Raw genomic sequence first — 13574 nt, forward strand, 5'->3', positions numbered from 1 at the left:
TAGGACGAACTATCAAACGGAAATCCGACAGCGCTGTGAATTTTTTTGTCAAACCCGCTCGTGGCGCAGCTGCTGCAGCGCGTTCTCGATCGTCGCCTTGTAGCGGACATGCGGCGGCTTCACCCCATGTGTAAACAGCATGCGCCGGACGTTGGGCGTCGCCCCGGTGATGAAGAAGCGCACGCCCGCCCTTTTCGCCTTGCGCACCGCGCCTTCCAGCACATTGGCCGCTGTCGAATCGAGGAACGGCACGCCGGAGCAGTCGAGGATGAAGCTCTTGCGCTGGTCGGCGATGCGATCAAGCACCGTGCCGACAGTCGTGGCCGCGCCAAAGAAGAACGCCCCCGATATCCGGTAAATCACTGTGTCCGGATCGCTCGCCTTCTCCGGATCGTAGCTCGTGCGGCGGCCATTGCGGTCGTCCGCGACATCGTCGCGCACCATCGGCACGTCCGTGTCGACCGCGATCGATTTCGACATGCGATCGATGAACAGCACCGAGCCGAGCGCGAAGCCGACCACTATGCCCTCGGTCAGGTCGCGGAATATCACCAGCGCGAAGGTCACCAGAAGCACCATGGCGTCGCCCCAGGACGAGCGGATGAGCGCGGCGAATGCGGTCTTCTCGACCATGTTCCAGGCCACCACCGCGAGCACGCCGGCAAGCGCGGCGAGCGGAATGTAGCTCGCCAGCGGCGCGGCGATCAGCATGAAGAGCAGCAGGAAGCCCGAGTGGAGCATGCCCGAAACAGGGCCGTGCGCGCCCGCCCGCACATTCGTGGCGGTCCGCGCGATCGTGCCGGTCACGCAGATGCCGCCGAACAGAGCCGAGCCTATATTGGCGAACCCCTGCGCCACCAGTTCGCAATTCGAGCGGTGCCGCCGCCCGGTCATGCCGTCGGCCACCACCGCCGACAATAGCGATTCGATCGCGCCGAGCAGCGCGAAGGCGACGGCGTCCGGAAACACCGCCTGCACTTTCTCAAGGCCGAATTCCGGCAGCGAAGGCAGCGGCAGCGAGCGCGGTATGCCGCCGAAGCGGGTGCCGATCGTTTCGACAGGCATGGCGAATGCAAATGCCGCGATGGAGGCCGCCGCAACGGCTATCAGCATGCCCGGCCAGGTCGGCCGCAGGCGCTTCAGCCCAAGGATGACGCCGATCGTCAGGGCAGCGACGCCGACCGCTGCCGGGTTCACCGTACCGGCGGCTTCGCCCAGCGCTACCAGCTTTTCAATCAGCTCGCCGGGCTCCTTGCCAGGCAGCGTCAGGCCGAACAATTCGCTGAGCTGGCTGGCGAAGATGATGACCGCGATTCCGGACGTGAAGCCGACCGTCACCGGATAGGGGATGAATTTGATGTAGGTGCCGAGCCTCAGATAGCCGGCGGCGACGAGAAATGCGCCAGACATCATCGTGGCCAGGATCAGCCCGTCCACGCCGTGCCGCGCCACGGTCGCGGCCACCAGCACGATGAAGGCTCCGGCCGGCCGCCGATCTGGAACCTGCTGCCGCCAAGCGCCGAGACCAGGAAGCCGCCGACGATCGCCGTATAGAGGCCGCGGTCAGGCGAAACCCCCGAGGCGATGGCGATGGCCATAGACAGCGGCAGCGCCACGATCGCCACCGTCAATCCCGCGAGCAGGTCGGCCTGGAACTGCGGCAGGCCGTAGCCTTCGCGCAGCACCGTCACCAGCTTGGGGGTGTAGAGCTCCCGGAATGTCGGCTGTCTCGTCGCCCGGCCGGAATTGAGATCTGCTTTCATGTCTGCCTTTCGCGGCGCGAAGGGCGGCGGGATCGTCGGCTGGGATGTGTCGGATCACCGGTCAGGCCGGCATCGCCCGATTCAACACCACCAAAATGTCGGCGTCGCCGTCGCGACTTTGGTCTGCCGGACTCAGCCGGATTGCCCGTTCTGCCCCGCGGGCTGGCGCAGGCGAACGCCCCTGCCGCCCTCGATGCTTGCCTGGTTGTCCGCGATCAGCTCCACGCCTGACATCTCCAGCGCGTGGATGACCTTGACCAGAGTGTCGACGACGCCCCTGACGACGCCGTCGCTCGCTTCCATCCGCTGGATGGTGGGAAGCGAAACGCCGGCGCGTTCGGCGAGCGTCTTCTGGTCTATGCCGGCCAGCGCCCGCGCGGCGCGCATCTGCGCTGCGGTGATCACGGACAGTGCTCCTGTCTGAGTCTGCGAGATGAATGTATCATACATCCATTATGATGTTTCAAGCATCATCTTTTGGCACCGCAGGAATGGAGCTCGGGAGAAAACCCCGTCAGGTGTCCGCCGGAGTAGAATTATCGATCTCTCCCGCCCGCCTGAGCATCAGCCGCGCGATCAGCCAGCAAAGCATTGCCCAGGCGGCTCCGGCGCACCAGCCGGCCAGCACGTCGGAAGGCCAGTGGACGCCGAGATAGACACGGCTGGCGCCGACCAGGAATGTCGCCAGCACGGCGACGCCGAGCACGTAAATCCTGAGAGCAGTGTTGGGCATTATCCGGGCCAGCAGCGCGCCGAGCGTCAGATAGGTCACGGCCGACATCATGGCGTGCCCGCTCGGAAAGCTCAGCGTGTGCACGTCGGCCAGATGCGACACGAGTTCCGGGCGAGGGCGGTCGACGCCGAGCTTGAGCACGCTGCTCAGCAACTGGCCGCCGGCGACGGAAACGAACACGAACAGGGCGGCCGCCGGTTTGCGGACGATCATCAGATAGAAGATGACGACTGCCGTGAAAAAAATAAGCACTGCGGCGCTTCCCAGGCTGGTCATGTCGCGCACCGCCTCCTCCATCCAGAACGGGCCGATCGGATTGTCGGGCTGGCCCGGCGTGCGGAAGGCGAGTAGGATGCGCGTGTCGAATGTGTGCGGTGTTGTCTCGCGCGCGATCTCCGCGAGTTCGACGAAACCATAGGCGCCGCCGGCAATGATCATCGCCGCCATCAGCACGGAAAACTCGATCCTCTTCAGGAAATCGGGAAAAAACGGCATGGGGTCTCTCGTTGAGGATGTGTGCGGGCGTGGTTCCAACCGCGCTAGACCTATAGGCCCCACGCCTTGGCCGGCAAGTCCGCCAGGCGCAAACTGTCATCCTCCTGTTATAGGGCGGCACTAGCCATCGCTCATCTCAAGCCGTCAGCCAGAGGTCAGTCCGATGAACGAATACGTCTCCCCCGAAACCAAATTCCGCACCAGCCTGCTCGAGGACAATGACGGTCCGGGCCACAATCCGACCGCCAACAGAACGATGGGCGAGATCATCGCCGCGCGCTTCTCGCGCCGCGGCTTTCTGAAGGGCTCGCTGGCTGTTTCGGCCATCGCGGCCACCGTCAGCCCGATCGCGCTGATAACCGCCGACAATGCCCGGGCCGCATCGGGTTCGGTCTTCAGCTTCGACGAAGTCGAAGCCGGCATCGACGACAAGCACCATGTCGCGGCCGGGTATGACGCCGACATCTTGCTGCGCTGGGGCGATCCGATCTTCGCCGATGCGCCGGAGTTCGATCCGGCCAACCAGACGCCGGAAGCCCAGGCCAAACAGTTTGGCTACAACAACGACTATGTCGGCTACATCCCGCTCGACGGTTCGTCAGAACACGGCCTGCTCGTGGTCAACCACGAATACACCAACGAGCATCTGATGTTCCCCGGCATCGTCACGATCTCCGAGGGCAAGATCAAGGTCAGCGACGCCGACCAGAAGCGCGTCGACATCGAGATGGCCGCCCATGGCGGCTCGATCGTCGAGATCAGGAAGGAAGGCGGCAAGTGGCAGGTCGTCAAGGACGGCAAGCTCAACCGCCGCATCACCGCCACCACGGAAATGCAGCTTTCCGGCCCGGTCGCCGGCCATGACCGTGTCAAGACGAATGCCGACGCCACAGGCACGAAGGTGTTCGGCACCGTCAACAACTGCGCCGGCGGTGTCACACCCTGGGGCACCTACATCCTGGCGGAGGAAAATTTCCACGGCTATTTCGCCGGCGAACTGCCGGCCGATCACAGCGAAGCCGCCAATTACGAACGTGTCGGCGTTCCGGACGGAACCTATCAGTGGGCGAATTTCTACGACCGCTTCGACGTGTCGAAGGAACCCAACGAGCCGAACCGTTTTGGCTGGATCGTTGAAGTCGACGTGCAGGATCCGAACTCGGTGCCGAAGAAGCGCACCGCGCTCGGCCGCTTCAAGCATGAGGGCGCCGAGTCGATCGTGGCGCCAGATGGCCGCGTTGTCTTCTATCTCGGCGACGACGAGCGCTTCGACTATGTCTACAAATTCGTCACCGCCGGCAAATTCAACCCCGACGACCGCGCCGCCAATATGGACCTGCTCGACGAAGGCACGCTCTATGTCGCCAAATTCGCCGAGGACGGCTCCTTTGAATGGCTGCCTCTGGTCCACGGCCAGGGTCCGCTGACCGCCGAGAACGGTTTTGCCAGCCAGGCCGACGTGCTGATCGAGACCCGCCGCGCCGGCGACCTGCTCGAAGCGACCAAGATGGACCGCCCCGAGGACATCCAGCCCAACGCCGCCAATGGCAAGGTCTATGTCATGCTGACCAACAACACCAAGCGCAAGGCCGAGCAGGTCGACGCCGCCAACCCGCGCGCCGAAAACGCCTTCGGCCACATCATCGAACTGATCGAGGACGGCGGCGACTTCGCTGCGACCAAGGGCAAGTGGGAGATCCTGCTGAAATGCGGCGATCCCGCGGTTGCCGACGTTGGCGCGTCGTTCTCGACCTCGACAACCGCCAATGGCTGGTTCGGCATGCCTGATAACTGCGCCATCGATGCCGCCGGCCGGCTCTGGGTCTCGACCGACGGCAACGGTCCGAAAGAAACAGGCCGCACCGATGGCCTGTGGGCGGTCGACACCGAGGGCGAAGCGCGCGCCACGTCGAAGCTGTTCTTCCGCGTGCCGATCGGCGCCGAGCTGTGCGGCCCGCTGTTCACGCCGGACGACCAGACGGCCTTTGTCGCCGTGCAGCACCCGGCCGATGGCGGCGAGGATTGGGAAGGCTTCGGCCGCCCATCCTACTACGAGGATCTCTCGACCCGCTGGCCCGACTTCAAGGACGACATGCCGGTCCGTCCCGCCGTCGTTGCCATTACCAAGCAGGGCGGCGGCAAGATCGGTGTATAGAGCAATCACCTAAGTCGGCGCCGCCTCTCACCCTTGCCCTCTCCCCGTGATCCTTCGACAAGCTCAGGACGGGGAGAGGGGTCGCCAGCGTTGCGGCCAGCCTCCTTCTCCCCGTCACTATACGGGGAGAAGTGCCCGGCAGGGCGATAAGGGGCAGCGCTAGCGTTAGATCGCCATCCTAAACTCAGCGCAGAAACTCCGTCCTGTGTCCGGCGAAGTAGAGTTTGCGAAGAGGCTCACCGCCCGCCGCTGATCGCCGGCCCGAGCGTAATCAACCCCACCGCCACGATCGCCAGCACGATGCCGCCGCTTTGCAGTGCGTTCAGCCGCTCGCTGAAATAGGCCAGCGCAATCACGTTAACCGCGACGAGCTGGATCACCGCCGAAAGGCTGAAGGCCGAGGCCATGCCGAATTCGCGCACCAGCCTGAGCATGATCAGGTTGCCGAGCGAATAGAGCGCCAGCGTCAAAAGCAGCTTGGGGATGCTCGGCGCCAGCGCCCAGTATTTCGCCACGGTCGCGGCAAGGAGGAAGATCACGGTCGAAAGGCCAAGCTGAAGCAAGCCGGATAAGGTCAAGGCAGTTTCTCCCCCGTCACGCGTTGCTGCCGGCAAGCGCAGGCGCGATCTCTCCGGCAAAGCGGCATTGCCGTCAAGATGGCGAGACGTTTCGACAGCCCCTTCTCCTCGTCCCGAGTTTGTCGAAATCCTGAGCTTGTCGAAGGATACGGGGAGAACTGCCCGGCAGGGCGATGAGGGGCAGCACCGACAGCGGTTGCCCGAACACTGCGGAGCAGTCGAGCTATGACTACCTGTTAGACCAGCGACTTGTCCTGCCGGGCCGGCGTGGCTAGTTCTCGTGATGGCTCGAATTATCGCGCAAGGTCCAGCGGGCGCTGACATGAGGAAAGGATCAAAAGAATGGCGGAACTCAAAACAGCAATCATCACCGCAGGCGGCAGCGGCATGGGCGCGGATGCGGCGCGCAAGCTTGCGGAAGACGGTTTTCAGGTCGCCATCCTGTCCTCCTCCGGCAAGGGCGAGGCGCTGGCCAAAAAGCTCGGCGGGATCGGCGTCACCGGCTCCAACCGCTCCAATGACGATCTGAAGCGCCTGGTCGACGCGACGATCGAGAAATGGGGCCGCATCGACGCGGTGGTCAACAGCGCCGCTCATGGCCCGCGCGCCCCGATCCTCGAAATCAGCGACGAGGACTGGCATCTCGGCATGGAGATCTATCTGCTCAACGCCATCCGCGTCGCCCGTCTGGTCACGCCTGTCATGCAGGCCCAGAAATCAGGCTCGATTGTCAACATCTCCACCTATGCCGCTTTCGAGCCCGAAGCGCTGTTCCCGACCTCCGGTGTGTTCCGCGCCGGGCTTGCTTCCTTCACGAAACTCTTCGCCGACAAATACGCGCCCGACAATGTCCGCATGAACAATGTCCTGCCCGGCTTCATCGACAGCCTGCCCGAAACCGGCGAGCGCCGCGAGCGCATCCCGATGGGCCGCTATGGCCGCGTCGAGGAGGTGTCGGAGCTCATCGCTTTTCTGGCCAGCGACCGCTCCAGCTACATCACTGGCCAGAACATCCGCATCGACGGCGGCATCACCAAATCGATGTAACAGGCGGTTGACGCTTCGCCGCCTGCAACAATGTTCCCTGCTCGCTGTTAGGCGAGAAGCGTGATCTCGAACCGAAGTCCCGCAGCGAAAAGTTACGAACCTTCCGGCCGGATCATGCGCCAGGACTTCATCGGATCGGAGCAGGCCGCCGTGAAACGAATCCTCATCGCCATCCTCATACTCGTCGTGCTTGCCATTCTGGCTGCCGTCGCCGTCTTCTTCATGTCGCGTGAGGAGGCCACAGTGCCGGTCGAGGAGGGCTACGGCGCCAATCCGACCCTGCCCGAGCCCAACCAGACACTCATCCCCACCATCAACATCGCTCCGGCCAGCCCTTGGCCGGAGGGCACGATGCCGACGCCGGCGCCTGGCTTCGCCGTCAACGAATATGCCGGCGATTTCGATCATCCGCGCTGGCTGCACGTCCTGCCCAATGGCGACGTGCTGGTCGCCGAAACCAACCGGCCGCCCAAGCCCGAGGAGGAATTCAGCCTGCGCGGCTGGATCATGGGCTTGGTCCTGACCCGCGCCGGCGCCGAGGTGCCGAGCGCCAACCGCATCACGCTTGTACGCGATGCGGACGGCGACGGCGTCGCCGAGACGCGCTCGACCTTTCTCGAAGGCCTGAACTCGCCCTTCGGCATGACACTGTTCGAAGACACATTCTACGTCGCCAACACCGACGCCATCGTCGCCTTCCCCTATACCGACGGCGCGACGAAGATCGACGCGCCCGGCGAAAAGATCGCCGACCTTCCGGCCGGGCCGATAAACCAGCACTGGACCAAGGACGTCATCGCCAGCCAGGACGGTTCGAAGCTCTATGCCACCGTCGGCTCCAACAGCAATGTTGGCGAAAACGGCATGGAGGCCGAGGAAAACCGCGCCGCCGTGCTCGAAATCGACCTGGCGACGCGCCAGACGCGCCTCTTCGCCTCTGGCCTGCGCAATCCCAACGGTCTGTCCTGGCACCCCGCTACCGACGAGCTCTGGGTCGTCGTCAACGAGCGCGACGAGATCGGCAGCGATCTGGTCCCCGACTACATGACGTCGGTCAGGGAGGGCGGCTTCTACGGCTGGCCCTACAGCTATTTCGGCCAGCATGTCGACGACCGCGCCCAGCCTCCGCGTCCCGACCTGGTCGAAAAGGCGATCGTGCCCGACTATGCGCTCGGCGCGCACACCGCCTCGCTCGGCCTCACCTTCTACGACGCCGATCTGTTCGGCCCGCAATTTGCCGGCGGCGCCTTCGTCGGCCAGCACGGCTCATGGAACCGACGCCCGCGCAGCGGCTACAAGGTCATCTTCGTGCCGTTCCAGAACGGCAGGCCGTCCGGTCCGCCGCAGGACATTCTCACCGGCTTCATCAGCGCCGACGACAAGGCGCTCGGCCGGCCGGTCGGCGTCGCCATCGACCGCCGCGGCGCGCTACTCGTCGCAGACGATGTCGGCAACAAGGTCTGGCGGGTGGTTCCGGCGCAATAACGGACTCCGCAACCGCAGGCTGCGACACTCCGCCGCTATCCTGAGCCTGCCGAAGGGCTGAGCCTGCCGAAGGGCTGCGCCATAGCGCCGCTTTGACCGCGCGCTCGCCGCCGCTTACCTTTCGGTTGCAACAGCCGGGAAGGCACAGGTCATGGAAGCAGACCCGCTCATCCTGTCGCGCGTCCAGTTTGCCGCGAACATCTCGTTCCACATCCTGTTTCCCGCGATCACCATCGCCCTCGGCTGGATGCTCCTCTTCTTCAAGCTTCGCTACAACTCCACTTCCGACCCTGCCTGGATGCGCGCCTATTTCACCTGGGTGAAGGTGTTCGCGTTGTCCTTCGCCTTGGGCGTGGTCTCCGGCGTCACCATGAGCTTTCAGTTCGGCACCAACTGGCCGGGCTACATGGAGCATGTCGGCAACATCGCCGGCCCGCTGCTCGCCTACGAGGTGCTCACCGCCTTCTTCCTCGAGGCGGTGTTCCTCGGCATAATGCTGTTCGGCTTCCGCCGCGTCTCCAACAAGGTCCACACCGCCGCGACCTTCCTGGTCGCCTTCGGCACCACCATGTCGGCCTTCTGGATTCTGGCGCTGAATTCCTGGATGCAGACGCCGGCCGGGTTCGAAATGCGCGACGGCGTCGCCCACGCCACGGATTGGTGGGCGGTCATCTTCAACCCGTCCTTCCCCTATCGCCTCGTCCATATGCTGCTGGCCTCCGGCCTGACGGTCTCCTTCTTCATCGCCGGGCTTTCCGCCCTGCGCTTCCTCGTCGGCGACCGCTCGGAATCGATGTGGAAGGCGCTGCGCACCGGCGTCTTCGCCGCCGCTATCCTGATCCCCATCCAGATCTTCGCCGGCGACCAGCACGGCCTGAACACGCTTGAACACCAGCCGCAGAAAATCGCGGCCATGGAGGCCAATTGGGAGACGCAGGCGAACATGCCGCTGATCCTGTTTGCATGGCCCGACGAGGCCGCCCGCGAAAACCGCTTCGAGATATCCATCCCCAATGCCGGCAGCCTTATCCTGACCCATCACTCCGCTGGCGTCGTTCCCGGGCTCAACGATTTTGTCGGCAATCATCCGCCGGTCGCGCCGCTATTCTTCAGCTTCCGCATCATGGTCGGCGCCGGCATTCTGATGCTCGTCATCTCCTGGAGCGCCGCCTACTTCCTGTGGCAGCGGCAGACCCTGCCTCGACTCCTGGCTTATCTTCTGGTGCCTATGACCCTCTCCGGCTGGGTTGCCACGCTCGCCGGCTGGTACACGACCGAGATCGGCCGCCAGCCTTGGCTGGTTACCGGCGTCATGAAAACGCACGAGGCGCTCGGCCCGGTCGCTGGCGGCCATGTGGCGATGACGCTCGCCGGCTATCTGATCCTCTATGCCGTCCTGATTGTTGCCTATCTCGCCACATTGGTCCATCTGGCGTTGAAGGCCGCGAAGGACGGCGACGAGTCTCCGCTGCCTTCCGTGCTTGGCCGGCCTTTGTCGCAACCGCTGCAGCATGAGGGAAAGATATGATGACCCTCGACTGGCCGATCCTTCTCCCGTTCATCTTCGCCGGCCTGATGGGCCTCGCAATCCTGATCTACGTCATCCTCGACGGTTTCGACCTCGGCATAGGCATCCTCTTCGCCTTTGCCGGCGACGAGGAGCAGGACACGATGATCGCGGCGATAGGCCCGTTCTGGGACGCCAACGAGACCTGGTTGGTGCTCGCCGTCGGCCTGCTGCTCGTCGCCTTTCCGCTGGCGCACGGCGTCATCCTGACTGCGCTTTATCTACCGGTCTTCGTGCTCCTGTTCGGCCTGATCCTGCGCGGCGTCGCCTTCGACTTCCGCGCCAAGGTGCCGGCCCACCGTAAGCAGCGCTGGAACCGCATCTTTTTCGCCGGCTCGCTCATCGCCTCCCTGGCGCAGGGCTATATGCTCGGCGTCTACGTGCTCGGCCTCGCAACCGGGCTGCCGGCCATGGTCTTCGGCGCGCTGGTGGCGCTCTGCCTTGCCGCCGCCTACGCCGCCATGGGCTCGGCCTGGCTCATCTACAAGACCGAAGGCGAATTGCAGCAGAAGGCTGTGCTCTGGCTGCGCTCCGCGCTGGTCTTCACCGCGCTCGGCATGGCCGCCGTGTCGATCGCCACCCCGCTCGCCAGCCCGCGCATCTTCGACCGCTGGTTCGTCCTGCCCGACATGATTTACCTGGCGCCGCTGCCCATCCTCTCGGCCGTGCTCTTCGCCTGGCTCTGGTGGCAGACCTTTCATCTGCCCAAGGCCAATGACCGCCACTCCCTGCTGCCCTTCCTGACGCTCGCCGCCATCTTCGCGCTGGGCTTCACTGGGCTCGCCTGGTCGTTCTACCCGTTCGTGGTGCCCGACCGGCTCACCATCTGGCAGGCAGCATCAGCGCCCGAGAGTCTGGCCATCATTCTCGCCGGCACGCTGTTCGTGCTGCCGGTCATCATCGGCTATTCCTTCTATGCCTACAGCGTCTTCGGCGGAAAGGCGTCGGACCTGCGCTACGATTGAGCAAATGACGATCCCCGGAATGTGCCGGGGATCGTCTTTCGCCGGCTTCAGTCGCCGCCGAATTCGGCCTTGAACGCCTCGAAGTCGATCTGCATGCCGTTCAGAACAGCGCTCCAGTGCCAGGTCAGGCCTGTTCGGTTGGCTCTTTCGCGCTACGCCGCCTGCGGCACACAGGCCTCGCAGATCGCAGCGACATGGCGATGGTCGGTGCCGCAGCAACCGCCCAGTATGCGCATCGTCGGAAACGAAGCCCTGAGCCCGCTGTAGCGCCGCCCGAGATCATCCGGGTCGCCCGCGTCGAGCGTCTCGGATTCGTCCAGTTCGGCATGGCTCTTGGCGGAGGCGTTCGCCTTCACGCCATAGACGCGGTCGAGCCATTTCTCGCCCTTCTTCAGCGCCTGCATGAAATGCGTCGGATGCGCGCAATTGATCATGTAGTAGGCCGGCGAGCCGTCCGTGGCCTCATCCGTCATGGTGATCGCCCGTTCAAGCTCCATTCCGGTCGCCAGCTTGCCGTCGGTCTCCACGGTGAAGGAGATCATGCAGGGCATCCGCGCCGCTTTTGCCGCGCTTGCGATGCCGATCGCCTCCTCGACAGTGTTCATCGTATAGGCCGCCACCATGTCGGCGTCGGTGCGCGCGAAACTCTCGACCTGCGCCGCGTGATAGGCCTGCGCCTCCCCGGCTTCCATCTGGCCGGCCTTGTAGCCGTCGCCGCGCGGTCCGATCGCGCCGCTGATCACGCAGGGCGTTTCGGGCGTTTCGAATTCCCGGCGCAATTCAAGCAGCAGCGCGATCGAATCCTCGTTGATGACGCGCAGCGCCTCCGACCCGTAGCCGAGCAATTTTCCCCAGTCGGGATTGGCCCGCCAGGTCGGCGTGTCGAGGATAAAGCCTGTCCTGCTCTGGCGGGCGATCGTCAGGTATCGGACATAATACTCCTTGAGCTGCTGCCGTCCTTTCGGGGTCGCCATCAGCGGGAAGGAAGCAAAATGCGGAAGATCGATGCCTTCGTGAAAGATGAGCGTTGTTTCCATGCCGCCATCGCTCAGGAAAGTTCTGTTGGCGAGTTGCGGCAGATTCTGGCGGTACTTGGCCATGCTTGTCTCCAGTGATAGGATAATTTCTGCGCCGTTGGTTGCGGCCGGTTCGGAATGGCTGTGTTTTATCCGCACGGGCCACCCGTGAACTAGAAAGCTTGTGGTCCGGTAGTTCCGCCGTAGCGGGGACCGCTGAAATTACAGACGGATAGCCGGACCCGATACGGTCCGCGTCATTGCCGGTTCACTGTTCGCCGGCCGGAAACCGTACCGCAGGTACAGTAAATTCGAGGGGATTTGGTCATGCGCAAAGGTGAGGAAACCCGCGAACGTATTCTGGAGATCGCCGAGTCCTCGGTGCTCGCCAAGGGGTTCGGCGCTACCTCCATCGAGGAGATTATCGCCGAAGCCGGCATAACCAAGAGCGGCTTCTTCTACCATTTCAAGGACAAGAACGAACTCGCCCGCGCTTTGATGCTGCGCTATGTCGAGATGGAAGATCGCATTTTCGACGAGGCATTCCATCGCGGCCGGCAATTGTCGGACGACCCGTTGCAGGCCTTCCTGATCACGCTGAAACTGCTGGCCGAACTCATGAACGACCTGCCCAACGGCCATCCGGGTTGTCTGGTCGCGACTTTTGTCTACCAGGAACGCCTGTTCGACCGCGAGGTGCGGGAGCTGACCACTGATACGGTTCGCAAGTGGAGCGAGCGCTTCCGCGCGGCCCTTGCAGGCGTAGCGGAAGCCTATCCGCCACGAGATACCATCGACATCAACGATGTAGGCGACATGTTCTGCTGCGTGGTCGACGGCGGCATCATCATGTCGCGCGCAATCGGCGACCCCGGCGTCCTGCAGCGCCAGATCCTCGCCTTCCGCGGCTTCGTGAAGGTGCTGTTCACTCCGGCCGCGCAAGCCGCAATGCCGCGCCCAGCCGCCGTCGCTGTAGCGGCGGAGTAGGCTGCCACAATTCATCCGCGGCGCATCAGCCAGAATTGCCGGGCGACGGGCTGATTATGCCCGCCGTTGAGTGTTGGGCGTGTGCGCAGTGGGCGGCATGGGATCCGCCCGCTGCGCTTGTGGCTCCGGCGAGGTTACGCCTTAGCACTGGCCGATATTCGGCACGCACACGCCGGCGCAGCCGCCGCCGAACGGCAGACACGCGCCCACGCAGCACCGGCCCGCGCCGCAGCAGTCGGAAGGTGCAATGCCTGCACTCTCATCGCGGGCCTTGCTCGTCTGCCGGGCAACCGGCCTGGCCTGGGTTGGAAACTTCATGGCAGTTCTCCTCTGGACCGGCTCGGGATGCGCGGTTTTGCTTCGAGACCCTACTGAGGAAGGGGTCTGGATATCGCCCCCGCAGCGATAAATTCAAGCTAGAGACAATCGATGCAGTCGCTTGCACCGAGGGCTGCGAAGCAGGCGATGCAGGCCTGCGGTCCCGCGGCACATGTGGCGACGCATGCGGCCACGGAGGCGGCGCACCTGATGGCCTTAAAGACGTCACATCCCGACGATCTTACCGCACCATTGAATGGATCGGCACTTCTGCCACGAACGACGGTCCGTGCTTGGTTAGGCAGTCTCATGGTTGTTTCTCCTTCTCGGTTTCATGCCTGATGCAAAATGCTGTGTGCTGGCGCCACGCTTCATCTGTTGCAGACTGCCGCGCAGAGGCTTTCGCAGATCGACTGCAGGTGGCCTCCGATCCGGCTGCATGCGAGAAGACATCGCGTGCAATCT

At 63.9% G+C, this 13574-nt stretch carries 10 protein-coding genes and 1 pseudogene; 6 read left to right on the forward strand and 5 right to left on the reverse strand.

Going from position 1 to position 13574, the window contains the following annotated elements; genetic code table 11:
- Window positions 1-48: 48 nt before the first annotated feature.
- From G6N73_RS37920 to G6N73_RS12325, 3 genes and pseudogenes are all read right to left on the reverse strand, one after another.
- A pseudogene (locus tag G6N73_RS37920) lies at window positions 49-1763 on the reverse strand (SulP family inorganic anion transporter).
- Between the two features lie 132 nt (window positions 1764-1895).
- Window positions 1896-2168 carry a helix-turn-helix domain-containing protein gene (locus G6N73_RS12320; protein WP_165027911.1) on the reverse strand — a complete coding sequence of 91 codons (273 nt, stop codon included), beginning with the start codon at window positions 2166-2168 and terminating at the stop codon, window positions 1896-1898.
- A gap of 109 nt (window positions 2169-2277) precedes the next feature.
- Window positions 2278-2991, reverse strand: coding sequence for a phosphatase PAP2 family protein (locus tag G6N73_RS12325; RefSeq protein WP_165027913.1), 714 nt, complete (start codon window positions 2989-2991; stop codon window positions 2278-2280).
- A 163-nt stretch (window positions 2992-3154) separates the two neighbouring features.
- Between G6N73_RS12325 and G6N73_RS12330 the strand changes: the two genes are divergently transcribed.
- Entirely contained in the window at window positions 3155-5146 is a 1992-nt protein-coding gene (locus G6N73_RS12330) for a PhoX family protein (protein WP_165027916.1), read from the forward strand.
- A gap of 236 nt (window positions 5147-5382) precedes the next feature.
- Here G6N73_RS12330 and G6N73_RS12335 read toward each other — a convergent pair whose 3' ends face one another.
- On the reverse strand, window positions 5383-5724 hold the full coding sequence (locus G6N73_RS12335; protein WP_165027918.1) for a hypothetical protein: 342 nt from the start codon (window positions 5722-5724) through the stop codon (window positions 5383-5385).
- A gap of 342 nt (window positions 5725-6066) precedes the next feature.
- Between G6N73_RS12335 and G6N73_RS12340 the strand changes: the two genes are divergently transcribed.
- The 4 genes from G6N73_RS12340 to G6N73_RS12355 all read left to right on the forward strand — a co-directional run bounded on the left by G6N73_RS12340 (window position 6067) and on the right by G6N73_RS12355 (window position 10788).
- Entirely contained in the window at window positions 6067-6771 is a 705-nt protein-coding gene (locus tag G6N73_RS12340; protein ID WP_165027920.1) for an SDR family oxidoreductase, read from the forward strand.
- Window positions 6772-6993: 222 nt separating this feature from the next.
- On the forward strand, window positions 6994-8256 hold the full coding sequence (locus G6N73_RS12345) for a PQQ-dependent sugar dehydrogenase (RefSeq protein ID WP_165028096.1): 1263 nt from the start codon (window positions 6994-6996) through the stop codon (window positions 8254-8256).
- A gap of 151 nt (window positions 8257-8407) precedes the next feature.
- Window positions 8408-9784, forward strand: coding sequence for a cytochrome ubiquinol oxidase subunit I (locus G6N73_RS12350; RefSeq protein WP_165027922.1), 1377 nt, complete (start codon window positions 8408-8410; stop codon window positions 9782-9784).
- Window positions 9784-10788 carry a cytochrome d ubiquinol oxidase subunit II gene (locus G6N73_RS12355; RefSeq protein WP_165027924.1) on the forward strand — a complete coding sequence of 335 codons (1005 nt, stop codon included), beginning with the start codon at window positions 9784-9786 and terminating at the stop codon, window positions 10786-10788. Before G6N73_RS12350 ends, G6N73_RS12355 begins: the two co-directional genes overlap by 1 nt.
- 152 nt (window positions 10789-10940) lie before the next feature.
- Here the strand turns inward: G6N73_RS12355 and G6N73_RS12360 are convergent, their stop codons facing one another.
- On the reverse strand, window positions 10941-11888 hold the full coding sequence (locus G6N73_RS12360) for a homocysteine S-methyltransferase family protein (RefSeq protein WP_165027926.1): 948 nt from the start codon (window positions 11886-11888) through the stop codon (window positions 10941-10943).
- 243 nt (window positions 11889-12131) lie between these two features.
- On the opposite strand from G6N73_RS12360, the gene G6N73_RS12365 reads away from it, so the two are divergent.
- Window positions 12132-12791, forward strand: a complete 660-nt coding sequence (locus G6N73_RS12365; RefSeq protein ID WP_165027928.1) for a TetR/AcrR family transcriptional regulator — start codon at window positions 12132-12134, stop codon at window positions 12789-12791.
- The last annotated feature ends 783 nt before the right edge of the window (window positions 12792-13574 follow it).

The organism is Allomesorhizobium camelthorni, from assembly GCF_011045125.1.
Taxonomy (GTDB): Bacteria; Pseudomonadota; Alphaproteobacteria; order Rhizobiales; family Rhizobiaceae; genus Allomesorhizobium; species Allomesorhizobium camelthorni.

Coding starts and splice junctions, on each gene's coding strand:
- G6N73_RS12350 (WP_165027922.1), top strand. CDS start 8,408: ATGGAAGCAGACCCGCTCATCCTGTCGCGCGTCCAGTTTGCCGCGAAC.
- G6N73_RS12330 (WP_165027916.1), top strand. CDS start 3,155: ATGAACGAATACGTCTCCCCCGAAACCAAATTCCGCACCAGCCTGCTC.
- G6N73_RS12345 (WP_165028096.1), top strand. CDS start 6,994: ATGTCGCGTGAGGAGGCCACAGTGCCGGTCGAGGAGGGCTACGGCGCC.
- G6N73_RS12355 (WP_165027924.1), top strand. CDS start 9,784: ATGACCCTCGACTGGCCGATCCTTCTCCCGTTCATCTTCGCCGGCCTG.
- G6N73_RS12360 (WP_165027926.1), bottom strand. CDS start 11,888: ATGGCCAAGTACCGCCAGAATCTGCCGCAACTCGCCAACAGAACTTTC.
- G6N73_RS12365 (WP_165027928.1), top strand. CDS start 12,132: ATGCGCAAAGGTGAGGAAACCCGCGAACGTATTCTGGAGATCGCCGAG.
- G6N73_RS12325 (WP_165027913.1), bottom strand. CDS start 2,991: ATGCCGTTTTTTCCCGATTTCCTGAAGAGGATCGAGTTTTCCGTGCTG.
- G6N73_RS12340 (WP_165027920.1), top strand. CDS start 6,067: ATGGCGGAACTCAAAACAGCAATCATCACCGCAGGCGGCAGCGGCATG.